Source organism: Paraburkholderia sp. RL17-373-BIF-A (assembly GCF_046030175.1).
Lineage (GTDB): Bacteria > Pseudomonadota > Gammaproteobacteria > Burkholderiales > Burkholderiaceae > Paraburkholderia.
Map to the genome: position 1 here is coordinate 83,700 of NZ_JARESO010000026.1, position 22,309 is coordinate 106,008.

Genomic DNA, 22,309 nt, shown 5'->3' on the forward strand with positions numbered 1-22,309 from the left:
CCATGACTTTTCGAAAAAAGGCTGTGGAGCCTGATACGTTTCTTCGGTCTCACGCTGAATCCATCATCAAGGATGCGCGCAACGAGCTGAAAAATCCGGCCCGCCGGCTGCTTGGCAAGCGAGTTCTCACGCTCGGCGGCTTAGCTTTGCTGTCGGGCTGCGATCTGACCAATGACAAGTCGGTGAACACCATGCTGCGCAGAATGTCGTTCTTCAACGACGAGGTGCAAGCCCTGTTGTTCAATCCGAACGAGATGGCCCCGACCTATCCGGAGTCGATGATCACTCGGCCGTTTCCGTTCAACGCGTTCTACGATATCGACGATGTGCCCGAAGTCGACGCCGCTACCTACCGGCTACAGGTGGGTGGCCTCGCGACTGGCAAACGCGTCTGGACGCTCGACGAGCTGCGCGCAATGCCGCAGGAAAGCCAGATCACGCGCCATATCTGCATTGAAGGATGGAGTGCGATCGGGCGATGGGGCGGCGTGCGCTTCTCCAGTTTCCTGAAGCACTCGGGCGCGGACATCACGGCGAAGTACGTGTCACTGCACTGTGCGGACAACTACTGGACCAGCATCGACATGCCAACTGCGTTGCATGTTCAGACGCTGCTCACACTCACATACGACGGCGAGGTGCTGCCGCCGAAATACGGCTTCCCGATGAAGCTGCGTATGCCGACCAAGCTCGGCTACAAGAATCCGAAGCATATCGTCGCAATCAGTGTGACGAACGAATATCCCGGTGGTTACTGGGAGAACCAGGGCTATAACTGGTTCGGCGGTTCCTGATGTGCACTAGTCCACTCTCGAAACTCAACAGTCCTTTATGGAGCATCCATGTCTATCCGCTTGAAACTTGGCGTCACCCTCGCCACGCTGGCTTTTGCCAGTGTCGCGCTCGCTCAGACGCCCGCCGCCAAACCGTCGCGCATCCGCGGCGATATTGTCTCGCTCGACGGCGACGTCCTGAAGGTGCATCGTCGTAGCGGCGACACTGTGTCGATCGAGCTCAAACCGACCGTTACCGTATCGGCGGTCAAGGCGATGCAGCTTTCGGACATCAAGCCGGGCTCCTTCGTCGGCACGGCCGCAACGACGGGCACCGACGGAAAGTTGACGGCCACCGAAGTGGTCGTCTTCCCCGAATCCGCGCGCGGCTCGGGTGAAGGTCACTACGCATGGGACCTCGGTCCGAACAGCACGATGACGAATGCGAACGTCGACACGGTGGTTCAGGGTACCAGCGGCCGGAATCTGAAGCTGTCGTACAAAGGCGGGAACAATGAGGTAACCGTACCGCCTAACGTACCCATCGTGACTTTCACGCCGGCCGCACGCACCGACCTGACCGCGGGCAAGAAGGTGTTTGTGGTCGCGACGGCCGCGTCGCAGGGTGCATTTGTCGCGCAGCGCGTGGTGGTCGAAAAGGATGGAGTCGCTCCGCCGATGTAGTCGATCGTCGGTCGGACGAATGACCTGCCCGCTGCGGTAGCACGTGGTTCAACCTCCGCAGCGGGTCGATTTATACTATCCGCAGCATCGCGCGTTCGCTGGTTCCTAAAGGAGAAAACAAAATGTCACGATCCATCTCGCAGTGCGCTTTCATGGTATTGGGTGGCCTGGCCTTGGCAGGTACGCTGACCTTGGCGCAAGCGGCGCCGGTCGCATTTGAAGTGCCGTTGACGGGCGCTCAACAGGTTCCGCCGGTGCAGACTCCGGGCAGCGGCACCGCCAACCTCACGTACGACTCAGGCACGCGGGTCGTAACCTGGAACATCAGCTTCGGCGGATTGTCGAGTCAGGCCACCATGGCACATTTCCACGGGCCCGCCCCGGCCGGCAAAAACGCTGGCGTGAAGGTCTGGCTCTCCCAGAAAGGCAACATGGAGATGACGAGCCCGATCAGCGGTCAGGCCACGCTATCCCCGGACGATGCCAAGATGTTCGAAGCCGGTGACATGTACATCAACGTTCACACCAAAACCAATCCGAACGGCGAGATCCGCGGCCAGGTGGTGCCGCCGAAGAGCAACTGACGCGACCACTGAAGCGGCATCCTGAGATCAGGTTCCCGGCGAGCTCAGAGATAAGCCGCGAGCAGCATCACCACGGCAGCGCCGACGCCGAGCGGCAGCAGCGCCAGCAGCGCTGGCGTCTGCCGCGGCGCATCGATCGACGAGGGCAACAGTTTGTATCCCGTTAGCATCGGGCGCAGCAGGTTGTGTCCCTTCGCTACCGCGTAGAGAGCGATCACGAGCACGTGCAGCGCCACCGCGGCGAGCAGCACGTCCCAAACAAGCCCGTGCAGCGTCGAGATCGCGTTGGCGAGCCACGCGGGCACGACTTCGCTCAACGGCCCTTCGTCGGCGATGTCGTTGTTGACATAGAGCCCGCTCAGCGTCTCGACCAGCAGCAATGTGAGCAGCAGCAGGACCATCCAGCCGCCGGCCGCATTGTGGCCCACCTGCACATCCGGCTCGCGGCGAAACAGGTGGTGTAAATGACGAAGTGCAGCCGCGGGCGACGCCACGAAACTGCGAAAGCGCGCGGTCTCACTGCCAAAGCAGCCCCACAGCAGCCGGGAAATGACCAACGCGAGCAGCGTCTCGCCGACCCGGACGTGCCAGTCGATCCAGTTTAGTTTCAAGGTGACATAGGCCGCCGTGACCAGCACGACCACCAGCCAGTGAAACAGTCGCACTGGCGCGTCCCAGACCAGCACCGGGCGGCGGGCAGGCTGTGTCTGCCGAGTGACAAGTTCGTGAGTATCCATGTGTTGCGCCTCCGTCCGCAAGCGATTGGAAGAGATACAGGCCCGGGGTGAACACCACTCCGGAAAATAGCAACGCGGTGACGCAATAGTCCATGATATCCCGTACGGCAGGCTTCTCAATCGCGAGCGCCGGCAGCGCCCAGAACGGTTGCACCTTAATGGTCCGAGTCTCGCCGAAAGCGATTGCCATCGCCGCCTTGCCCAAGTCCGCGTGCAGCGCGCACGCGGCTGGTATCGCGATTACGAATCTACCAGCTCGTCCAACCGCGCATCCGTTGTGGGTGGCGAAACGACCGATGTACTTCGCAAGCGGCCGTTGAATTCCCGCTCGGTCGAAGGGCGCCAATTGGGGCGCATCGCGCTGATCGCCAGCTTGGTGCCAGGCGCGGTAGGGGGCGTGCACGACTTGCATCGCGTGACCGCGAGCTTTGGCATGGCAATTGTGCACGACGGGGAAACGCTGTCCGATACCTTGGCTCGGGCAGATGCGGCGCTCTACCGAGCGAAGCAAAGTGGACGAGACCGGATTTCGTTCGAGGCTGTAGCGATGTCTTGAAGACAAGTCCGGTGAGGACGGGAAGCGTCGCAGCGGGGCGGCTACTGCAACCGTGTCCGCAGTATCAATCCAACGAAAAATGCTCGACTCCGCTTTACATCTGACGGTCGTGTGCCCAATTTGTGACGCGAATTGTCCCAGACATGGAAGGTGCGGGAGCGCCTGATCGAAACCGTTCGGGCGAGGAGCGGTAGCCGTAGTCCGATGCACTGGAAGACCTTCATTGCACGAGAGGCACTGAGCTAATGCCCGGTGCCTCTCGTCTTCGATCAGAAGCTGTCGATCATCCCCATCGCAGGGTCGGTCACCGAGTGACGGCCGGTTTCGATACGCCCGGCGATGCGACGCAAGAAGCTGCGGTCTGTGCTGCTGGTGATCTCGAAGTCATACCAGAAGCCGGTCTGGGCGAGGTTCCAGAAGAGCGCGACCGGGAACGCGCCGTTGGTGCTTACCGCCCAGGTGTGACCTGGGTCGAGGCGATCATTCCGGGAGAACGGGGCAGGCTCCGGCCATGCGCCGAAGCCCGGCACCGGGAAACCAGCGAAGCCCAAAGGACCTTGGCCAAAAACCGGACTCGGCAGACCTGGGAAAGCCTGCAGCGCACCGTAGACCTTGTTGGACTTCACTGTGAACTGTGCGAGACCGGCACCTTCGTTGCGCAGTTGCAGGTGCAGGTTGCCGGTTAGGGAGCCGTAACCCACACGAACTTCCAGATTGGCGGTTCTGTGCCCCTTCAGCGCGGTGAGGTCGCCCTTGAATTCGCGATGGTAGCCGTTCGGGCCGAGTACCCACAGGTCGTACTTGCCGAGGTCCGTGGAGCCCGGCGCCCACACGTCGTCCAGCGTCTTGCCCGGCTCGACTGCGTAACGCTTCGGCAGGCGGTCCAGGTGCAACTTGTCATAGACGTGGAACACAGCACCTTGGCGACCGGTATTGGCGAACAGCAGTTTTACGGTACCGGTGCTCGCGTCCACATGAGCGCTGGCATGCAGTTCGTACGGCAGCGCACGCGACGGGCGGAAGCCGTTAGCCTGCTTCGGCATACCGCGGCTGGCGTCCGGCACGATCTGGCCCAGCGCCTGCTGCGTGGCGCGCAACGCATCGGCGTCGGCCTTGCTCTTCTCGCCCGCGATGGTCGGCAGCGGCTCGTTGTTCGGCGTCGCGAAGTTGAAGGCCGAAGTCAGGTCGCCGTTGATCAGCCGGCGGTACGTCGAGATGTTGCTTTCCTTGATGCCGAAGCGGGCTTCGAGGAAGCGCAGCACCGAAGTGTGATCGAACGTCTGCGAATTGACCCAGCCGCCGCGGCTCCACGGCGAAATCACCCACAGCGGCACGCGCGGACCCGGGCCGTACGGCTTGCCGTCCGGCCCGCTCGGCTGGCTGTTAGGCGTCGCGCCCGTGTCGGCGCGGGTCACGTACGGATGTGTGAAGTATTCGACGCCCAGGTCGGCGCTGCCCAGCGTGGTCTTTCCGGCGTAGGTGCCGTCACCGTTCGGCGACGGGACAGCGGCCGGGGGCACGTGGTCGAAGAAGCCGTCGTTCTCGTCAAAGTTGACGAGCAGGACGGTCTTGCTCCATACCTCGGGCACGGCGGTCAACGCATCGAGAAATTGCTGCACGAACCACGCGCCCTGCACCGGGCTCGAAGGCCCCGGGTGCTCGGAGTAGACGTCGGTCGGAACGACCCACGAGACTTCCGGCAGACGGCCGTTTCTCACATCATCGGCGAAAGCCTCGACGAAGGTGCCGTTGGTGTTCGGGTCGGTGTCCGTGGTCGGCAGTGTGTTCGCGTAGCCCTTGATCAGCGGCTGGGCCACGGCATCGGTCGGGTTGTAGACCGGCTCGGCGGCCTGGCTCAGCGACGTGCTGACCTGACGCGCCGACGGCAGCGCCTCGTTGGCCCGGCGGTACTGCCTGAAGCCGAGCAGCGGGTTGCAGCCGAAGGTGTTCTTGATGTTCTGATACACCTTCCAGGTCACACCGGCCTCTTCCAGGCGCTCGGCGGTGGTCTTCCAGTCGAAGTAGGCCGACGCCGATGTGGTGACGTCAAAGTCGCCGCTGAAGTTGTTCACGAAGGTTTTGCCATACGCAGGACCATTCGTGCCGGTGGAATGGATGATGCGATTCGGGTGCGTGCCGCCAAGGAACGCGCAGTGGTAGTCGTCACAGATGGTGAACGCTTCGGCCAGCGCTCGCTGGAACGGGATTTCAGCCGTGTCGAAGTAGCCCATTGTCTGGTCCTGCTTGGACACCGGCCATGCAGCCATGCGGCCGCCATCCCATGCGTTCTGCGTGTCGACCCAGCTATGCGGCGTGCCGGTCACGCGCTGCGCATTGCCTTTGGTCTCATCCAGATGGTATGGCAGGTCCACGTTGCCGTTGGCATCGATCTGCTGCCACACGTTGCGGCCGTTCGGTAGCGGAATCGTGAAGCGATCGCCGTATCCGCGCACACCCTTATAGGTGCCGAAGTAGTGGTCGAACGCGCGGTTTTCCATCATCAGGATCACGACGTGCTTGACGTCCTTGATCGTGCCGCTCTCATGATGCGCGGGAATCGCGAGCGCACGACGGATGCTGGGTGGAAATACGCTGAGCGCGGCAGCCGACAGGCCGGCCGTGGCGGTACTCTGGAGAAATTTGCGGCGGGAATTCACGTGCAGGTGCTCCTTCTTGTTTGGCTGATCGTCGAAACCTTCGATAGCGTTCACTGCAGCCGATCGCTCGGCGAACCCGCATGGCTTGTCACGATCGACCGCATGCATCGTTCGCGCTCCATGCTCGATATCGCCCGTTAGGACGGCTGCCTGCCGAGACCCCGCTCGTGGAAGCTCAAGGATGTCTTGTTGCACGCCCGTAACCTGTCGTTCGGTAATTGTCAGGATCGGGCGACTGACGAATATAGGGAGCAACAATGACGGTATGGTGTCGGTTCTCTAATAGTTTTCGTAGGCGAGGGACGGCGATGGGCGGCGTGTCGGTATCCTTGGGCAGGCTCCGACAGGTTGTTCGATGTGGTTTCGATGTCCGGCCTTCTCCGTTACCAGCCTTTGACTAGCGGAGCGTGTGACAGGCAGGAGTGGGTCGCGTGTCGTCGATCGGCGGCAGGCAGTGACCGGCCACAAAACGACACTCACAATTTTGGAAACGCGCCTGGATCGTACGGAAACCGGTGCGCGACTGGGTTCGGAATCGGACACCCGCTGTCTTGCTTCCCGCGCTACACGCTGTTGCGTTCCGCATGAAGCGGCTCGACATCTTATGCGCCGCTCCTTAGCGAAGTGCAGCCGCTACCGCCTCGTCAATCTGCAGCGCAAAGCGTGCTTCGACATCGGGCACCGTGTAGCCAATTGACAGTTCCAGATACGCGTCGCCAAGCACCAACTGAACGAATGTCGCTGCCCGCATTGCAGCAGTCGATTCGTCAAATCGCTCTCGCAGAATATTGGCGGCGAAGGCACGCACGACCTTTGCACCATTTTCGAAAAACACCTGGCCGAGTGCCGGAAGACGCTCGGCCTCAGCAACGATGGCCCGGTAAAGCCGCAGATTATCCGGGGTAATAAGGCTTCGTGCCAACACCCATCCCAACTCGCGCAACTCGACTTCGGGTGATCCATCGGATTGCTCGTCCCGAGCGCTGGCAAGAAGTCCACCCACCTGAGCGCACATCGAGCTCACCAGACCAACGAAGAGCGCCTCCTTCGACTTGAAGTGGCGGTAGACCGTCTGTTTGCCGACGCCAGCGGCCGCGGCGACATCGTCCATCGTTGCCAGGCCGAAACCCTCGCGTAAGAAAACGGTTTTCGCGCCGTCGAGGATTGCAGACCGCTTGCGGCTTTGCAGCGGGCTCAGGCCGGGGATAGAAGAAGTGTCCATGCGAGATAAATAACAGATCGCCGAGTAGTTGACAAGACTGGGTAGTCTCGTTTAGATTTGTCAAAACGAGACTGATGAGTCTCGTTTGTATGGCTTTTCAACTTCGCAGGCAATCATCGAGGAGAACGCTATGGAACTATTCGTCACAGGTGGTACGGGCTTCATCGGGCAGGCGGTCGCGCGCAGGGCAATCAGCCTCGGCCATCAGGTGACGGCGCTGGTGCGCGAGGACAGTTCGGCGGCCGCCGGCGCGCTGACACGTCTCGGCGTGAAACTGCATGGCGGCGACTTGCGCGAGCCACAGTCTTTCGCTGCGACTGCCGGTGCCGCTGATGGCGTGGTGCACATGGCGTCGACCAACGATGCTTCCGCTGCTGCTGCTGACGAGGCCGCGGCTGTAGCGATCCTTTCGCATCTGCATTCGGGCGCGGCGTTTGTCTATACGTCGGGCACCTGGGTCTACGGCAATACAGAGGGGGAGCCCGCGACTGAAGCATCGGCGCTGAATCCGACACCACTCATCGCCTGGCGGCCCGCAGTGGAGCAACAGGTGCTGGCGCTAGCAGCACGCCGCTCGATTGCTGCAGTGATCCTCAGGCCGGCGATGGTGCACGGCTACGGCGGCGGCATCTTCGGCATGCTTGCCGGCATGGTCCGTCAGACCGGCAGTGTGAGGTTCGTCGGCGATGGTCGCAACCACTGGCCTGCTGTTCACGTCGATGATCTCGCCACGGCCTACCTGAGCGCGGTGGAGCGGGCGGCAACCGGGGACGGTCGAGTCGCGGGACAGATCTTCAACGTGGTCGCGGAAGATGCCGTTGCCATTGCCGAAATGGGCGAAGCGATTCGGGCCTCGGTCGGTGCGGACCGCATCGAATTTTGGCCGCTTGACGATGCTCGCAAATCGCTTGGGCCATTTGCTGACGCACTGGCGCTCGACCAGACGGTAAGCGGCCAGCATGCCCGGCGAGTTCTTGCGTGGGAACCCCACGGCCCCGGCCTGATTGCGGACCTCTCTGTACAGAAGCACTTTCAGCAAAGCAACGGAGCATGACCATGGCGTTAAACACTGCATCTTTCGAATCGATTCTCGCGGTGATCGTAGCGGTTCTGTTCGCCGTTGCTGGGGTCGTCAATCTCGCACGACGCGGCGCGGTGAAGCGCGACTTCGCACGCTGGGGTTACCCGGCCTGGTTTCAGTTGCTCTGTGGCGCGCTCGAGTTGCTCAGTGCGGCACTTCTTCTTGGACAACAAACCAGAGTTTTAGGCCTAACGCTGGCCGGTGCGATCATGATTGGCGCGCTCTTCACGTTGCTACGAAATCGGGAGCCGTTCCGGCATCTCGCCCCGGCGCTGATCTTCTCGGCTCTCGTTGTGGTTACTGTGGCGCTCCGCGGTTGAGGCTTCCTCGCCACCAGGCGAGTGAGCCCCGGACGCTAACAGGTCGCGCGGGCAAATCCGTGCTGCAGGTACTTGAATTGCGCACATGGATAGCGGCATTGGAGCAACTTCGATTTGATCGTTCTGGTGCAAATAGGAAAGCAGGTTGAGAAGTTGCCTATGGGAAGGATAACTAATCGAGTGGACAGAACCGCATGCCATACGGTGGGTGCAGTGGCCTCCTTGAGGCCGAGCTCCGTGAGATCGAACTGGCCCTTGCGAATGCGATGCGTCAATTCGATGCCGGCAATCGTGGTCGCGGCGCTCCTGAACCGCTTGAATCCAAGCATCACATTTGTTCTGGACTTGATGTGGCGATGATCCGGTTCAATCACGTTGTTCAGATATTTTGAGGACCGGACCTTCGTGTCTTCAGGCAGCAGACCATCGGCCTTCATCTCGCGCACCGCGCGGTGCGAGGCAGCGTACCCGTCGGGCGTGATGGTCTCCGGCGACTGGCCCTGATGCCTGATAGCCTTGCTGAAAAAGGCTTTGGCCGCGGCCATGTCGCGCCTCGCCCTGAGCATGAAGTCCACCGTCTGGCCAGCCCGATCCACCGCCCGGTACAGGTAAACCCATTTGCCGCGAATCTTCATGTAGGTTTCGTCGACGCGCCACGAGCGACCGGCTGGCGTAGCAAAGCGGTTCCAGCGCTTGACGAACTCGGGCGTATAACGTCTCACCCAGCGCAGGATCGTCGTGTGGGCCAGCGATAATCCTCGTTCGGCCACCATCTCGACCAGATCGCGTAGGCTGAGCATGTAGCGCAGATACCAGCGAACGCACAGAATGATGGTCTCCCGATCGAAATGGTGTCCACCGAACAACTCCTCCAGACTCTTCAGCTTGCTCATCGCGGGTCATCCGTTCGTTTTGCTCCGATAACCCTAACCGATTCGCCGACCCTATTTGCAACAGAGCCTCGGCTGCCTTCCTCGACGGCGGCAATGTATGGGGCAGCGAAGGCAGTAGCATCGGTGCGAACGGATTGCGCTACGGCTATGGGCTGGGGCTCGCCTGGATCTCGCCGATCGGTCCGCTCAAGTTGAGCCTCGGCTTTCCGCTCGTCAAGCACGCAGGCGATCAGTATCAGAAATTCCAGTTCCAGATAGGCACATCGTTCTAAGGCTATCGTCGGACCGCTCTCGCCGATCCCTATCGTCACGTTGCCTCACTCGATTCGTCCCGCGTTGGCAGCGCTCAATCGCCGACACGTCCGGCCACGGAACGTAGAATGGCGATGAATTCCTGCATGGGCTGTGACGGCAACTCGTGCTTGCGCGTGACGATACCGTAGCTCGTCATGGTCCGGGTGATGGGAATGGGCAGGTGTCCGAGCAGACCCTTGCTTACATATTTTTCGACAGCGGCACGTGGCTGCAGCGAAATCATGTCGGTTGCCTGCAACAGTTCCAGTGTCGAAAAGATTGAAGGCGTTTCCACCATGCCCACCGGCGCAGGAATGCCCGCGCCGGCGAACGTTTCGTCGAACAGCTGCCTGATAGCCGTTGCTTGCGGATAGAGAATCCATGGCCACGCGCCAAGATCGGCCAACTCCAGCCGCCGCCGCTGCAGCAACGGATGATGCTGTCCGACGACCACCCAGACCGGTTCCCCGGACAGCACCTCGAAGTCGAACAGTACTTGATGGCGCGGCTCCGTCAGACGGCCGACCATCACGTCCAGCTTCCTTTCTTCGAGCCAGATCGCCAGTTGGTCGCTGCTTTGCTCGACCAGTTTGATGACCAGTTGCGGCCGCTGCTGGCGAATCTCCCTGATGCCGGTCGTCACCACCTGAGCGGCCGAAGCCGAGATAGCGCCGACGGTGAGATGACCGTAGCCGCCATCGCTCAAGGTGCTGAACTCGTTCACGAACCTGCCCAGATCGGCTACCGCCGTGGTCGCATAGCGCACGGACAATACGCCGAGATCGGTTGGGCGCATCTCCCGTGGTAACCGTTCGAACAACTGGGCCCCGAACATCGATTCGATGTCACTCAGGATTTTTGTCGCCGCGGGCTGGGTGATAAGCATCTGTTCGGCTGCGATGCGCAAGTTGTGCGTGCGTCCGAGGGCATCGAGCAGTTGAAGATGTCTGAAGCGCAGCCTTGCCAGGACGCTCGACGTACGCACCGCAAATTGTCTGGACATGGGGTAAACACGCACGAACTCATAACCGGATGGAATCGATTGTACTGAATAAGAGATTGGATGTTTATCGGTCGGCTGCCTAAAGTTGCTGCTGGGCGAATCAACGCGCGAACTGGCGGCAAGCCGCGCGCGCCAGACAAACTTCAGTGGAGACAGACATGACACCCCCGCTTTCACTCAGCGTAACGGACACGCTGCCGTCGGACGGATTGTCCGGCACGCTTGTCGGCCGCGCCTGGGTTCCTGCCGCGAATTCAATGCCCGCAGGTCCCGCCGTAGTCGTCTTGCGCGCCGACGGCGTGTTCGACATTTCCGACGCAGCACCGACCATCAGCAGCTTGCTGGAGCGGGAAGATCCGGTCGCGACGGTGCGAGCCGCGAGTGGCCGCTGGATCGGCGAGCTGGAGACGATCATCGGCAATACGGCCGATGCAACGGGCGGTACCGCGCGCAATCCGGAGCGCGTCCATCTGCTCGCGCCTTGCGATCTGCAGGTCATCAAAGCAGCAGGGGTGACCTTTGCGGCGAGCCTGATTGAACGAGTGATCGAGGAGCAGGCAAAGGGCGACCCGCAAGGCGCGGTGCGCGTGCGAGAGCAGATCAGGTCTCTGGTCGGCGATAGTCTCACCAGCATCCGACCGGACTCCGCCGAGGCGCGCGAATTGAAGGTGCTGCTGATCGAGCAGGGACTATGGTCCCAATACCTGGAAGTCGGAATCGGCCCTGACGCGGAAGTCTTCACAAAAGCGCCGGTGCTGGCGGCTTTGGGTACAGGCACGGAGATCGGGCTGCATCCGAATTCGGTCTGGAACAATCCGGAGCCGGAAATCGTGCTGTCGATCGACAGCCGCGGCCGCGCGCTCGGCGCGACGCTGGGCAACGACGTCAATCTGCGCGACTTCGAAGGACGCAGCGCGCTGCTGCTTGGCAAGGCGAAGGACAACAATGGCTCGTGTGCGATTGGCCCTTTCCTGCGGCTTTTCGACGAGACTTTCTCGATCGACGATGTGCGTCGGGCGACAGTCGATTTGCGCGTTGAAGGCAGCGACGGTTTTGTCTTGCGAGGCACGAGTTCGATGGACCAGATCACGCGCGACCCGCTCGATCTCGTTTCGCAGACGATCAGTTCGACCCATCAATACCCCGATGGCGCGCTGCTGTTCCTCGGGACACTTTTTGCACCAATCGAAGACCGCGACGCCGCTGGCGCGGGCTTCACACACAAGCTGGGCGATATCGTGAAGATCTCGAGCCGGCAGCTCGGCACGCTGGTCAACCGGGTCAGCCACAGCGACCGCATCGAGCCGTGGACCTTCGGCGTGCGCGCGCTGATGGCGAACCTTGCTGCACGAGGACTACTGGGCACAGCCTTTCTCTGATCACGTATGACCCGGCTCTAACCCCCCATAACAGACCGGCATACCCGGCTTCCTCAAGGAGATAGACGAGATGCAGACTCAACACGTTACGCAAGACCCGTTGGAAAGCGCGGTGCGCAAGGCGCGCCTGCGGCTTGCGCCCTTCCTCGCGCTGATGTTCGCGCTATCGATGCTTGACCGTTCGAACGTCGGGTTTGTCAAACAGGCCCTTCAAGTCGATTCGAACATCGGCAACGCGGCGTTTGCGCTCGGGGCGGGGATCTTTTTCATCGGCTATGCGGTGTTCGAGATCCCGAGCAATCTGATGCTGCATCGGGTGGGTGCGAAGCTCTGGTTGAGCCGGATCATGGTCACTTGGGGGCTTGCGTCGGCGGCCATGATGTTTGCGCACAACGAGGCCTCGTTCTATGCGCTGCGCTTCATTCTGGGCGTGGCCGAAGCAGGTTTTTCGCCCGGCGTCATTCTCTATTCCACATACTGGTTCCCCGCACGTGAACGCGGCAAGGCGCTAGGCATCTACTACTTTGGCTTGCCAGTGGCGCTCGTGCTGGGCAGCCCGCTATCAGGTTATCTGATGGAGGTCATGGGTGGCCGCCTGGGTCTGCACAACTGGCAATGGATGTTTCTCATCGAAGGTCTCGCTGCGTCGGCTGTTGGCATCGTCGCGTTCTTCTATCTGGTGAGCAAACCGCGCCACGCGAAGTGGCTGACGTCGGCCGAAAAAGACGCCCTGGAAAACGCCATTGCAGCGGAAGACCGGCACAAGGTCGCGCATGGGCCCGCTACTGCGCTAACCGCGCTGCGCAACTGGAACGTGCTTCGCTTTGTATCGATTTATTTCGCCATTCAGGTTAGCGTGTATGGCGTCATCTTCTATCTGCCGACGCGGATTTCGGAGCTGACCGGTACCGCCATCGGCTCGAAGGTCGGCTTTCTGACCGCCATTCCCTGGTTGTGCGCACTCATCGCACTGCGCTTCATCACCGGCTACGCGGACGCGAGCGGGAAGCACCGGCAACTCGCCATCGCCATGCTGGCGGCGGCCGCGGCAGGAATAGCACTGTCGACCCTCGGCAATCACATTGGACCCGTGCTCGTCGCATTCTGTATCGCGACGGTCGGCTTCGTAGTCGTCCAGCCGCTCTTCTGGACCTTGCCGACGGCCTACCTGAGCGGTACCGCGGCAGCGCGAGCGGTATTGCAATGATCGGCGCGCTCGGCAATCTCGGCGGCTTCATCGCGCCCACATTAAAGACGGCAGTGGAGACGCTCTTTCATAGCCCTCGTGCAGGCATGTTCACCCTGGCGTTTGCAGGCGTCGTCGGCGTGTTCCTGCTTATGAGCATCGGCTTGCATTCACGCCGCGTAGCCGAAGCGCCGATTGGCTCGGCCGAAGCGACGCTTCGCTAGGCACATGCAGATACGCTGCACATAATTTAACCGGAAATTCACATGAGCATTCTCGGACATCATTACATCGGCGGACGATGCGGCGCTTGCGCATCGATCAATACGCTCGCCGGCCTTGATGCCGTAACAGGCGAGGCCGTGCGCGCAGCGCAGATCGAGGAGGCAACGTCATGATATTCGACGCGGAGAACACAATGGCCGATCCTTCGGCAACTATAGAGCCAATCGTGCAACTGCATCCAGATGACGATGTCATCATCGCGCGGCACCAGCTTGTCTCGGGCATGCGCATCCGCGGTAGTCTTGCCGTACGTGGGTTGATCCCGGCGGGTCATAAGCTTGCCGTCCACGCTATCGAAACGGGCGCGCCAGTGCGGCGCTACGGCCAGATCATCGGCTTTGCGACACGTGCCATCGAAGCCGGGGAGCACGTCCATACGCACAACCTTGCGATGGGCGATTTCGATCGGGACTACGCGTTCGGCGCAGATGCGAAGCCGGCGTCGACGGTCGCAGCGGCGGCACGGTTCATGGGCATCGTACGCGCCGACGGACGTGTCGCAACGCGTAACTACATCGGCATTCTGACATCGGTCAATTGCTCCGCAACGGCGGCGCGCGCCATCGCAGATTACTTTCGTCGCGATATTCATCCGCAAGCGCTTGCGGACTATCCAAACGTTGATGGCGTGATCGCGCTGACGCACGCTCAGGGCTGCGCGATCGATTCCGAAGGCGAAGCGCTGGAAATGATCCGGCGCACGCTCGGTGGTTATGCACGGCATCCTAATTTCGCCGGCGTGCTGATAGTCGGGTTGGGCTGCGAAACCAATCAGATCGATGGGCTTATGCAAAGCCAGGGTCTTACGTCCGGGGCGGCGCTGAAGACGATGACCATTCAGGCGACCGGTGGCACGGCGCGCACGGTGGCGGCGGGCATCGAACAGGTCAAGGCGATGCTCGGGGAAGCGAACAAGGTACGGCGCGAGCCCGTGGATGCCAAGCACCTCGTAATCGGCTTGCAATGCGGCGGCTCAGACGGCTACTCCGGCATTACCGCAAATCCGGCACTCGGCGCGGCAGTCGATCGCCTGGTCTCGCACGGTGGAACGGCGATTCTCTCCGAAACCCCCGAGGTCTACGGCGCCGAACATCTATTGACGCGCCGGGCCGTGTCACGTGAAGTCGGCGAAAAGCTCATCGAACGGATTCACTGGTGGGAAGCATACTGCGCGCGCATGAATGCCGATCTGAACAACAATCCATCGGCCGGGAACAAGGCCGGTGGGCTGACAACGATTCTCGAAAAGTCGCTTGGCGCCGTAGCGAAAGGCGGCACGAGCAATCTCGTCGACGTGTACCGGTACGCCGAACTGGTGCGTGCGCACGGTCTCGTTTTCATGGATACACCGGGCTACGATCCGGTTTCGGCGACCGGGCAGGTCGCGGGCGGGGCAAATCTGATCTGCTTTACGACCGGCCGCGGCTCCGCCTATGGTTGCGCGCCGTCGCCATCGTTGAAACTGGGAACCAATACCGCTTTGTGGCAACGCCAGGAAGAGGACATCGACCTGAATTGCGGGTCGATCCTCGACGGCGAACGAACGGTCGACGAACTCGGTGAGGAGATCTTCCAACTCATGCTTGCGACCGCGTCGGGCCAGGCGTCGAAAAGCGAGATTCACGGATACGGCCAGAATGAATTCGTGCCCTGGCAGATTGGCGCCATCACATAAGGCGGCGTTTGCGTTTCTTTGGCGCGGCTAGCGTAAGCCAGCCTGTTTGAGCCTAGCTCGACTGCGTAACCCCGTACGCGTTAGGTGCCCGCTTCTTCGGCGGCACGATCATTTCGATTTTGCCGACGAGGAAGATTTACGAAAGGATGCCCAGAACGGCGACGATCGAGATGTATCACATCGCATAGTGGAAGTTGTGCGTGCGCTGCAGGATCATGCCGAAAACGACGGGCGTAGTAATACCGGACAGATTGCCGAACGATCGTGGCGGTCAACACGAGGCCGACGATCACCGGCAACTTGCGCGCGACCGTTACCGATTTACCCTTTTTCAGGAGGCTGTCACTGAGGCAGCCTCCCGCCAGCATGCCGACCATCGCCATGAGATGGGGAATGGATGCGCGTCTACGCCTTGAGATGGGGCTCCAACAGCGACAGGTCCGCAACTGAAAGACGATCGTGCGCGGTCTGCACCTGATGCCAGTACGGATAGAGCAGGGGCGGCGCGCTCACCTTGTCGAGCCGCTCGCGCTGTTCGGCGCTCAGTCTGAGGTTGGCCGCGCCGAGGTTGTCGAGCAACTGCTTCTCGTTGCGTCCGCCGATGATGACCGACGTGACGGCGGGGCGCCCGAGCGTCCATGCGAGCGCGACCTGCGCAGCCGAGACATTCTGCTCGCCGGCGATTTCAACAAGCGTATCGACGATCGACCACAGTCGTTCGGCGTCGCGGATCGGCGGCTCCGTCCAGCCGGCGAGCTGACGCGTGCCCTCGGGCGTCGCGTCGCGGCGGTGCTTACCCGACAGCAGGCCGCCTGCGAGCGGGCTCCAGACGAGAATGCCCAGGCCTTGATCGAGTGCGATCGGCGCGAGTTCGTATTCCGCTTCGCGTGCTTCGAGCGTGTAATGAATCTGCTGACTCACGAAGCGCGGCAGGCGATCGCGTTCGCTCACATGCAACGCCTTCATCAGGTGCCAGCCCGAGTAGTTCGAGCAGCCGACATACCGGACCTTGCCATGCCGGACAAGCAGGTCGAGCGCTTCAAGCGTTTCTTCGAGTGGCGTGAGTCCGTCCCATTCGTGCACCTGGTAGAGGTCGATTACATCGGTCTTGAGACGGCGCAGGCTCGCCTCGCAGGCTTCTATCAAATGATGCCGCGACAGACCCCGGTCGTTCGGGCCGTCACCCATGGGAAAGCGGGCTTTCGTCGCAATCAGCACGCCGCCTTTGCGCTTGCCGCCGAGCGCCTGGCCGACGATTTCCTCCGACGCACCGTTCGAATAGACATCCGCGGTATCGATCAGGTTGACGCCCGCGTCGATGCACATGTCGATCTGCCGGCGCGCATCGTCGAGGCCGACCTCGCCGACGCTGGCGAATTTGCCTTTGCCGCCCATCGTCATCGTGCCCAGCGTGACGGTCGACACCTTGAGGCCCGAACGGCCAAGTTGACGGTAGTCCATGATGAAGCAATCTCCCTATATGCTGTGAGGATTCGCAACTGGCGTGCGGTCGTTAAGTCCCATTGCGCCCGCATTTCGTGCGCGGCGTTTCACGTGTCCAGACATTCGACGATAACGGAGATTGAATTACCATTCCAATAGAAAGATGTGATCCAATTAAGCGGTTTCCGTGATTAATCGTCTCTGCAGAAAGAGTGCCAACGTGGATTTGAAGCAACTGGAACATTTCGTGGCGGTCGCGGAAGAGCGACATTTCACGCGCGCGGCGCGGCGCCTCAACCTTGTGCAGTCCGGATTGTCTGCGTCGATCCGCTCGCTGGAAGAAGACCTGGGCGGACCGTTGTTCAATCGCAGCACGAGGCGAGTCGCCTTGACGCCTGCCGGCGAAGTGCTGTTCGCAGAGGCGCAGCGGGTACTGGCTGCCGCCCGCGACGCGCGGCACGCCGTCACGCAGGTTCATGGGCTCGCACGCGGGCGGCTGAGTATCGGTGCGATTCACGGTCTCGCGCCTTTCGTCGACCTGCCGGCTTCTCTAGGACAGTTTCGGGCCGCGTTCGGTGGGATCGACATCGAATTGACACTCGACGGCTCGCGTGCGTTGATCGACGATGTGAGGGAAGGGCGCCTCGACCTCGCGTTCACGCAGCCGCCGGATACGCCGCTCGACGATCTCGGGTCGCACATGTTCGCATGCGAAGGAATGGTTGTCGTCTGCGCGACGTATCATCGGCTTGCGGGCGCCAGCGGGCTGGAGCTGGCCGATCTCGTCGACGAAACATTCGCCGACCTGCGCCCGGAGTGGAGCGTGCGGCGGCTCGTCGATCGAAGCTTTGCGGCGGCAGGGCTGCAGCGCCGGACCAGCTTCGAGGTCAACGACATGCCGATGTTGCTCGAACTGGCCGCACAGGGGCTTGCGATCAGCATGGTGCCCGAATCCGTCGCCGCAGCAAGGGGCAGCGACACGCGCGGCGCGCCGGTTGCAATGGCGAGCCTGCGTGAGACCGAGGAACCCTGCTGGGAACTTGCGGCGGTTTTTAAGGGGAGCGCGGGAGAACCGCTCATACCCGTCGCCCGTGCTTTCCTGGACTTGCTCAAATTGCCCGCGATGATAGCCTGACGTTCGACTCGCCGCTTCGCGCGGCAATAGCGCAACATGCTTAGGATCGCTCGTCATTGAGAGCCCGGCCGGTCACGAAAGAAACGGTCATGCTAGGATCGCCGACTCACTGTTCCAACGGATCGGGATCGTAAGTCGCTTGTAGGCGCCGCGATTCCGGCATCAACGAGGATTCTCATGACTCATTCTGCCCTGACCCCCGGCGCCGTCGCCGTGATCACCGGTGGCGCCGCCGGCATCGGCCTGGCTGCTGCCAAACGCTTTGCGCAGCTTGGGTTGCGCGTCTGCATCGCCGACCTCGGCGCCGACCGCGTCGCGCAGGCGGTGGAGGAAATCGCCGCGCTGACCCCAAGCGGCACACAAGACGTCTTTGCGGTCGAGACCGACGTCAGCGTCGCCGACGATGTTCGCCGCCTGCACGCAACCGTCGTCGAACGCTTCGGCGGAACAGATGTGTTGATGAACAATGCCGGCATTCAGCCCGGCAGCGCAATGTTCGGTCCGACCGAGAACTGGGCGCGCGTGCTGGGTGTCAACTTGTGGGGCGTGATCCACGGTACGCAAGTCTTCGTGCCGGACATGATCAAGCGCGGTCGTCCGGGACTTGTGATCAACACTGGTTCGAAGCAAGGCATCACGACGCCGCCGGGCGACCCCGCCTACAACGTTGCGAAGGCCGGTCTGAAAGCGTTCACCGAAGCGCTGCAGCACGAACTGCGCAACACCGCCGACTGCCGGATTAGCGCTCATCTGCTGATTCCTGGCTTCGTGTTCACGGAACTGACACGCAACGGCCGCGTGGAAAAGCCCGCCGCCGCATGGACGCCCGAGCAGACCGTCGATTTCATGTTCGAGCGTCTCGACGCCGGCGACTTCTACATACTGTGTCCCGACAACGACGTGCCGCGTTCACTCGATGAACTGCGCATCCTATGGGCCGCAGGCGATATCGTCGAGAACCGGCCCGCGTTGTCGCGCTGGCATCCGGACTACGCTACGGCATTCGAAGCGTTCATCAAGCAGCCCCGTTGACTCAAGAGCCAGCACTATGTGGCAACAAAGTGAAACCTATCCCGATCCCGCAGTGGAAGTGCTCGATCCGCGCTTCCTGAAATACCGGATCACGAACGCGGCGGTCGAGCGGCTTGCGACTGGCATGCGCTTCGGCGAAGGACCGGTGTGGTTTGGCGACGGCCGCTTCCTGCTGTGGAGCGATATTCCGAACAACCGCATCATGCGGTGGGACGAGGAATCTGGCGCGACGTCGGTATTTCGCAGGGCTTCGGGGTACGCGAACGGCAATACACGGGACCGCCAGGGGCGGCTCATCACCTGCGAGCACGGCAACCGACGCGTGACGCGCACCGAGTACAACGGCACGCTGACCTTGTTGCTCGACCGCTTCGACGGCAAGCGGCTGAATTCGCCGAACGATGTGGTCGTGAAGAGCGACGACAGCATCTGGTTCACGGATCCGCCGTTCGGCATCTCCAACAACTACGAGGGTGTCAAAGGTGAGCCGGAGCTGCCGACCAACGTCTACCGCCTCGACCCGGCCACCGGCCGGGCGGAGGTGGTCGCCGACGACATCGTCAATCCGAACGGCATCTGCTTCTCGCCCGACGAACGCCGCCTCTACATCGTCGAATCGGGCTCGAAGCCGCGGCGCATCCGTGTGTACGATGTCGAGGACGGTCGGCGCCTCGTGCGCGGACGCGTATTCGTCGATGCGGGCGAGAACGGCGCGCCAGACGGTTTCCGTTGCGACATGGACGGTAACCTATGGGCCGGTTGGGGCACCGGACCGGGACTGAACGGTGTGATGGTATTCGCGCCGGACGGCAACGCGATTGGGCGCATTGCTCTGCCCGAACGCTGCGCGAACGTCTGCTTCGGCGGCGCGGCGCACAACCGGCTGTTCATGGCAGCCGGGCAGTCACTGTACGCGCTATACGTGGATACGACTGCGGCGGTTGCAACCTGAGCTCGTCGGTGGATTACGTCCGCGCCCGGTCGGCGGCGTCACCACACACCGGTCGGTCATGATGCGGATTATGCGGGTTCAGGAAGTGCGCTGGCGCTCGCTGAACTCCCGGCATAACGTACTCCAGCGGGTTGGCAAGGAACGGCAGTCGCAATCATAGCGGCACTGCACGCCGTGTGCTCGAGCCCGGGCCGTCCTTACGCAGCGTTCGTCAGTTGGTCTGCGTTAAGGCCGAATTGATGCGCGATCGATTGCAGCCTGTCGCCCCATTCCCAGACGCCGAAGACGTCATGTACGTTTTGCAGGCAGCTCAGCAGGCTGACCGTCTGCGGGTCGTATACGTTGATCTTCGAACGCAGTAGCGCTCTTCTCAGCGCAGCGACACCCACATCCATATAAGCGGGCACTTCATGCTTTTTCTTGCTGACATAGTGAATGGGAACCCCTTCCATCACTGTCAGGTAGTCGCGTGGCTTGATGAAGTTGCCGATTGGACAGCCGCCGCAGTAACCGCGATATGCGCCGCCGCCGCGCGGCAGGAGCGCTGCTTCGCGCTGCTGGAACAGATGCTGGACCGCCTGGTCGAAAATGGCTTGATGGCTTAAAAATTCGAGAGTCACTCGGTTCTCCTGCCGCACGCGAGCTTGCGCGCTCGCCGGTCCTGTCGGAACGAGAGAAGAGTAGGTTTTACCGGAGCACGAATCTACTCTACGGTGGGATATGCCGATGCCGCGTTAGCGTAACTTACCTATACAGAGGTATAGGCGGGGTAACCAGCGCCACGAAAACTCGCGACCAGGGCTGCCGCAGCGTGTCTATCCGTTATCGGTCCGCGCACCTGCCTAACCCGTGTTGATGTTCGCCCGATCCGCGACCATCCGCGTGAGGCGCCCGTTCCTGATCCTCGCTTCAGGGTTTGGCCGGCCCGCACTATGGGCGCAAGCGTACCTGAGTGAGCTCCTCGCACAACTGCCACAAACGGCCGGCGTTCGAAGTGTCCTTTGCCTGTCTGGCAACACTCGCCTCGCCGATCCTGCTTCCACGTGCTTCCAGAAAGCCTTGTGGACCATAGTAGCCACCGTCACTGACGTCACGCGAAGTAGCAGCGTAAAGGGTCGGCAGGGCGCCTGCGTAATCGGTGTTCAGCGCGGCACCGATGAAATGACTAAGGAGCTCGCGGGCAGCTCTTGAAATCGTGGAGTGGTCACCGCCCCGAAACAGATTGGTGTTTGCGACGCCGGGGTGAGCGGCAACCGACATAACACGGGAATTGGCAGCACGCAAACGCCGGTCGAGCTCGAACGCAAACATCAGATCCGCGAGCTTTGACTGCCGATAGGACTGCATCGGCGAATACGTCTTTGTGGATTGGAGGTCGTTGAAATCGATCTGACCATGCTTGTGCGCGATGGAAGCAATCGTGACGATGCGTGGTCGCTCAGGCGATCCAGTTGCCGCTAGTTCGAGAGCGGGCATAAGGAGCGCAGTCAACGCGAAATGGCCGAGTACGTTGGTGCCAAACTGCAGTTCGAAGCCGTCGGCAGTTTCGCGCCGTTTCGGTGGCGCCATGACGCCAGCGTTGTTGACCAGAATGTGAATGGGGTGTTGCCCGGCGAGCTCCCTCTGTGCGAACTGTGCTACGGACGCGAGGGATGCGAGATCGAGAATCGCCAGTTCAGCACGAGCGTCGGGTGCGGCGGCGTTCAGACGGGCTAAGGCCTCTTCTCCGCGTTGTTTATCGCGGCACGCAAGTATGACTTGCGCGCCTTTGCGCGCCAGAGTCAATGCAGCATGGTAGCCAATACCGCTGTTCGCACCGGTGATGAGAACTCGCTTGCCGATCTGCGGCGGAATATCTGTCACGGTCCACTGTTTATTCATATTGCTCCGGCTCGGCATGATGGTAGTCGACTTCGAGACTACCATTAGTAAGCTTGGGGTGTCGCTATCGGGTAGGCAGTTCCCCGCGATGCTGATCATCCGTGTTGCGTGCTGCGCTCGGGGGATTCCAGTTCGCGCATGAGAAGACGTGGAGGTCAATGTGATTGGATGTGAACAACCTTTCGTTTTCCTACAGCATGCCGCTCGGAAGTTGAATCAAGGATTTGGCGCAAAAAATTTTTGCAAAGTGCGACGCAACGTCAAGCCTGACAATAACAATTGATCAGAATAGCCGCAGATTGACTGAGCTGATGCGGGGCTCCGCTGAAGAACCGACTCAAATGAAAAAGGCCGAGCGGATTACAGTGGGCTAAACGATCTTGGCCATTCCGAGGACCGAGCAACAGCTGGAGAGAGGGCGGCGCATTATTCCATGGGCGGCCCACGGTTGAGTTGTTGTTCGCCGCTGATGTAGTCGGTCAGCGCCCGGACATCGTCGCTTGCAGGCACCCGCGACAGATGCGAGGGTGCGACATC

At 61.3% G+C, this 22,309-nt stretch carries 20 protein-coding genes and 4 pseudogenes; 14 read left to right on the forward strand and 10 right to left on the reverse strand.

The annotated features are described in order from the left end of the window. Positions 1-2 precede the first annotated feature (2 nt). From P0D80_RS28420 to P0D80_RS28430, 3 genes are all read left to right on the forward strand, one after another. Positions 3-794 carry a molybdopterin-dependent oxidoreductase gene (locus tag P0D80_RS28420; protein ID WP_408179715.1) on the forward strand — a complete coding sequence of 264 codons (792 nt, stop codon included), beginning with the start codon at positions 3-5 and terminating at the stop codon, positions 792-794. Positions 795-842: 48 nt separating this feature from the next. Then, a complete protein-coding gene (locus P0D80_RS28425) occupies positions 843-1,457 on the forward strand; it encodes a hypothetical protein (RefSeq protein WP_408179714.1) in 615 nt (204 codons plus the stop codon). A gap of 122 nt (positions 1,458-1,579) precedes the next feature. Next, entirely contained in the window at positions 1,580-2,041 is a 462-nt protein-coding gene (locus P0D80_RS28430; RefSeq protein ID WP_408179713.1) for a CHRD domain-containing protein, read from the forward strand. 44 nt (positions 2,042-2,085) lie between these two features. Here the strand turns inward: P0D80_RS28430 and P0D80_RS28435 are convergent, their stop codons facing one another. Together P0D80_RS28435 and P0D80_RS28440 are read right to left on the reverse strand one after the other, a co-directional pair. After that, positions 2,086-2,778, reverse strand: a complete 693-nt coding sequence (locus tag P0D80_RS28435) for a cytochrome b/b6 domain-containing protein (RefSeq protein WP_408288410.1) — start codon at positions 2,776-2,778, stop codon at positions 2,086-2,088. Positions 2,779-2,806: 28 nt separating this feature from the next. Next, positions 2,807-3,031: pseudogene (locus P0D80_RS28440) on the reverse strand (TIGR00366 family protein); the annotation flags it as partial. Between the two features lie 162 nt (positions 3,032-3,193). Between P0D80_RS28440 and P0D80_RS28445 the strand changes: the two are divergent. Further along, the gene (locus P0D80_RS28445) at positions 3,194-3,334 is read left to right on the forward strand and encodes a diguanylate cyclase domain-containing protein (protein ID WP_408288413.1); all 141 of its coding nucleotides are present in this window, start codon (positions 3,194-3,196) and stop codon (positions 3,332-3,334) included. 269 nt (positions 3,335-3,603) lie between these two features. Here the strand turns inward: P0D80_RS28445 and P0D80_RS28450 are convergent, their stop codons facing one another. Together P0D80_RS28450 and P0D80_RS28455 are read right to left on the reverse strand one after the other, a co-directional pair. Beyond that, positions 3,604-5,991 (reverse strand): phosphocholine-specific phospholipase C, encoded by a 2,388-nt coding sequence (locus P0D80_RS28450; RefSeq protein ID WP_408288494.1) that lies wholly within the window; start codon positions 5,989-5,991, stop codon positions 3,604-3,606. A gap of 616 nt (positions 5,992-6,607) precedes the next feature. Beyond that, positions 6,608-7,213: a TetR/AcrR family transcriptional regulator gene (locus P0D80_RS28455; RefSeq protein ID WP_132379712.1), complete on the reverse strand. Its 606-nt coding sequence runs from the start codon at positions 7,211-7,213 to the stop codon at positions 6,608-6,610. 130 nt (positions 7,214-7,343) lie between these two features. On the opposite strand from P0D80_RS28455, the gene P0D80_RS28460 reads away from it, so the two are divergent. Next, positions 7,344-8,267, forward strand: a complete 924-nt coding sequence (locus tag P0D80_RS28460) for an NAD-dependent epimerase/dehydratase family protein (RefSeq protein WP_408288417.1) — start codon at positions 7,344-7,346, stop codon at positions 8,265-8,267. 2 nt (positions 8,268-8,269) lie between these two features. Next, entirely contained in the window at positions 8,270-8,614 is a 345-nt protein-coding gene (locus tag P0D80_RS28465; RefSeq protein WP_408179709.1) for a DoxX family protein, read from the forward strand. Between the two features lie 245 nt (positions 8,615-8,859). Here the strand turns inward: P0D80_RS28465 and P0D80_RS28470 are convergent. After that, positions 8,860-9,507, reverse strand: a pseudogene (locus P0D80_RS28470) (IS6 family transposase); the annotation flags it as partial. 77 nt (positions 9,508-9,584) lie between these two features. Between P0D80_RS28470 and P0D80_RS28475 the strand changes: the two are divergent. Then, positions 9,585-9,779, forward strand: a pseudogene (locus tag P0D80_RS28475) (BamA/TamA family outer membrane protein); the annotation flags it as partial. A 74-nt stretch (positions 9,780-9,853) separates the two neighbouring features. Here P0D80_RS28475 and P0D80_RS28480 read toward each other — a convergent pair. Continuing rightward, a complete protein-coding gene (locus P0D80_RS28480) occupies positions 9,854-10,804 on the reverse strand; it encodes a LysR family transcriptional regulator (RefSeq protein ID WP_408288497.1) in 951 nt (316 codons plus the stop codon). A gap of 158 nt (positions 10,805-10,962) precedes the next feature. Between P0D80_RS28480 and P0D80_RS28485 the strand changes: the two genes are divergently transcribed. From P0D80_RS28485 to P0D80_RS28500, 4 genes and pseudogenes are all read left to right on the forward strand, one after another. Further along, positions 10,963-12,183, forward strand: a complete 1,221-nt coding sequence (locus tag P0D80_RS28485; protein WP_408288421.1) for a fumarylacetoacetate hydrolase family protein — start codon at positions 10,963-10,965, stop codon at positions 12,181-12,183. A gap of 70 nt (positions 12,184-12,253) precedes the next feature. Further along, a pseudogene (locus P0D80_RS28490) lies at positions 12,254-13,593 on the forward strand (MFS transporter). Positions 13,594-13,635: 42 nt separating this feature from the next. Beyond that, positions 13,636-13,767 (forward strand): hypothetical protein, encoded by a 132-nt coding sequence (locus tag P0D80_RS28495; RefSeq protein ID WP_408288424.1) that lies wholly within the window; start codon positions 13,636-13,638, stop codon positions 13,765-13,767. Positions 13,768-13,787: 20 nt separating this feature from the next. After that, a complete protein-coding gene (locus tag P0D80_RS28500; protein ID WP_408288427.1) occupies positions 13,788-15,329 on the forward strand; it encodes a UxaA family hydrolase in 1,542 nt (513 codons plus the stop codon). A gap of 80 nt (positions 15,330-15,409) precedes the next feature. On the opposite strand, the gene P0D80_RS28505 is transcribed toward P0D80_RS28500, so the two are convergent. Both P0D80_RS28505 and P0D80_RS28510 read right to left on the reverse strand, forming a co-directional pair. Further along, a complete protein-coding gene (locus P0D80_RS28505) occupies positions 15,410-15,712 on the reverse strand; it encodes a hypothetical protein (protein WP_408288430.1) in 303 nt (100 codons plus the stop codon). Between the two features lie 22 nt (positions 15,713-15,734). Further along, complete coding sequence (locus P0D80_RS28510; protein ID WP_132379862.1) at positions 15,735-16,790, reverse strand: aldo/keto reductase; 1,056 nt, start codon at positions 16,788-16,790, stop codon at positions 15,735-15,737. Positions 16,791-16,992: 202 nt separating this feature from the next. Between P0D80_RS28510 and P0D80_RS28515 the strand changes: the two genes are divergently transcribed. The 3 genes from P0D80_RS28515 (at position 16,993) to P0D80_RS28525 (ending at position 19,891) form a co-directional block, all read left to right on the forward strand. Then, positions 16,993-17,907, forward strand: a complete 915-nt coding sequence (locus P0D80_RS28515; protein WP_408288432.1) for a LysR family transcriptional regulator — start codon at positions 16,993-16,995, stop codon at positions 17,905-17,907. 177 nt (positions 17,908-18,084) lie between these two features. Continuing rightward, on the forward strand, positions 18,085-18,939 hold the full coding sequence (locus P0D80_RS28520) for an SDR family NAD(P)-dependent oxidoreductase (RefSeq protein WP_408288435.1): 855 nt from the start codon (positions 18,085-18,087) through the stop codon (positions 18,937-18,939). 16 nt (positions 18,940-18,955) lie between these two features. Next, a complete protein-coding gene (locus tag P0D80_RS28525; RefSeq protein WP_408288437.1) occupies positions 18,956-19,891 on the forward strand; it encodes an SMP-30/gluconolactonase/LRE family protein in 936 nt (311 codons plus the stop codon). A 197-nt stretch (positions 19,892-20,088) separates the two neighbouring features. Here the strand turns inward: P0D80_RS28525 and P0D80_RS28530 are convergent, their stop codons facing one another. Further along, entirely contained in the window at positions 20,089-20,511 is a 423-nt protein-coding gene (locus P0D80_RS28530) for a hypothetical protein (protein ID WP_408288440.1), read from the reverse strand. A 310-nt stretch (positions 20,512-20,821) separates the two neighbouring features. Continuing rightward, a complete protein-coding gene (locus tag P0D80_RS28535; protein ID WP_408288443.1) occupies positions 20,822-21,772 on the reverse strand; it encodes an oxidoreductase in 951 nt (316 codons plus the stop codon). Between the last annotated feature and the right edge of the window lie 537 nt (positions 21,773-22,309).

Coding starts and splice junctions, on each gene's coding strand:
- P0D80_RS28420 (WP_408179715.1), top strand. CDS start 3: ATGACTTTTCGAAAAAAGGCTGTGGAGCCTGATACGTTTCTTCGGTCT.
- P0D80_RS28425 (WP_408179714.1), top strand. CDS start 843: ATGTCTATCCGCTTGAAACTTGGCGTCACCCTCGCCACGCTGGCTTTT.
- P0D80_RS28430 (WP_408179713.1), top strand. CDS start 1,580: ATGTCACGATCCATCTCGCAGTGCGCTTTCATGGTATTGGGTGGCCTG.
- P0D80_RS28435 (WP_408288410.1), bottom strand. CDS start 2,778: ATGGATACTCACGAACTTGTCACTCGGCAGACACAGCCTGCCCGCCGC.
- P0D80_RS28455 (WP_132379712.1), bottom strand. CDS start 7,213: ATGGACACTTCTTCTATCCCCGGCCTGAGCCCGCTGCAAAGCCGCAAG.
- P0D80_RS28460 (WP_408288417.1), top strand. CDS start 7,344: ATGGAACTATTCGTCACAGGTGGTACGGGCTTCATCGGGCAGGCGGTC.
- P0D80_RS28465 (WP_408179709.1), top strand. CDS start 8,270: ATGGCGTTAAACACTGCATCTTTCGAATCGATTCTCGCGGTGATCGTA.
- P0D80_RS28480 (WP_408288497.1), bottom strand. CDS start 10,804: ATGTCCAGACAATTTGCGGTGCGTACGTCGAGCGTCCTGGCAAGGCTG.
- P0D80_RS28485 (WP_408288421.1), top strand. CDS start 10,963: ATGACACCCCCGCTTTCACTCAGCGTAACGGACACGCTGCCGTCGGAC.
- P0D80_RS28495 (WP_408288424.1), top strand. CDS start 13,636: ATGAGCATTCTCGGACATCATTACATCGGCGGACGATGCGGCGCTTGC.
- P0D80_RS28500 (WP_408288427.1), top strand. CDS start 13,788: ATGGCCGATCCTTCGGCAACTATAGAGCCAATCGTGCAACTGCATCCA.
- P0D80_RS28505 (WP_408288430.1), bottom strand. CDS start 15,712: ATGGCGATGGTCGGCATGCTGGCGGGAGGCTGCCTCAGTGACAGCCTC.
- P0D80_RS28510 (WP_132379862.1), bottom strand. CDS start 16,790: ATGGACTACCGTCAACTTGGCCGTTCGGGCCTCAAGGTGTCGACCGTC.
- P0D80_RS28520 (WP_408288435.1), top strand. CDS start 18,085: ATGACTCATTCTGCCCTGACCCCCGGCGCCGTCGCCGTGATCACCGGT.
- P0D80_RS28525 (WP_408288437.1), top strand. CDS start 18,956: ATGTGGCAACAAAGTGAAACCTATCCCGATCCCGCAGTGGAAGTGCTC.
- P0D80_RS28535 (WP_408288443.1), bottom strand. CDS start 21,772: ATGAATAAACAGTGGACCGTGACAGATATTCCGCCGCAGATCGGCAAG.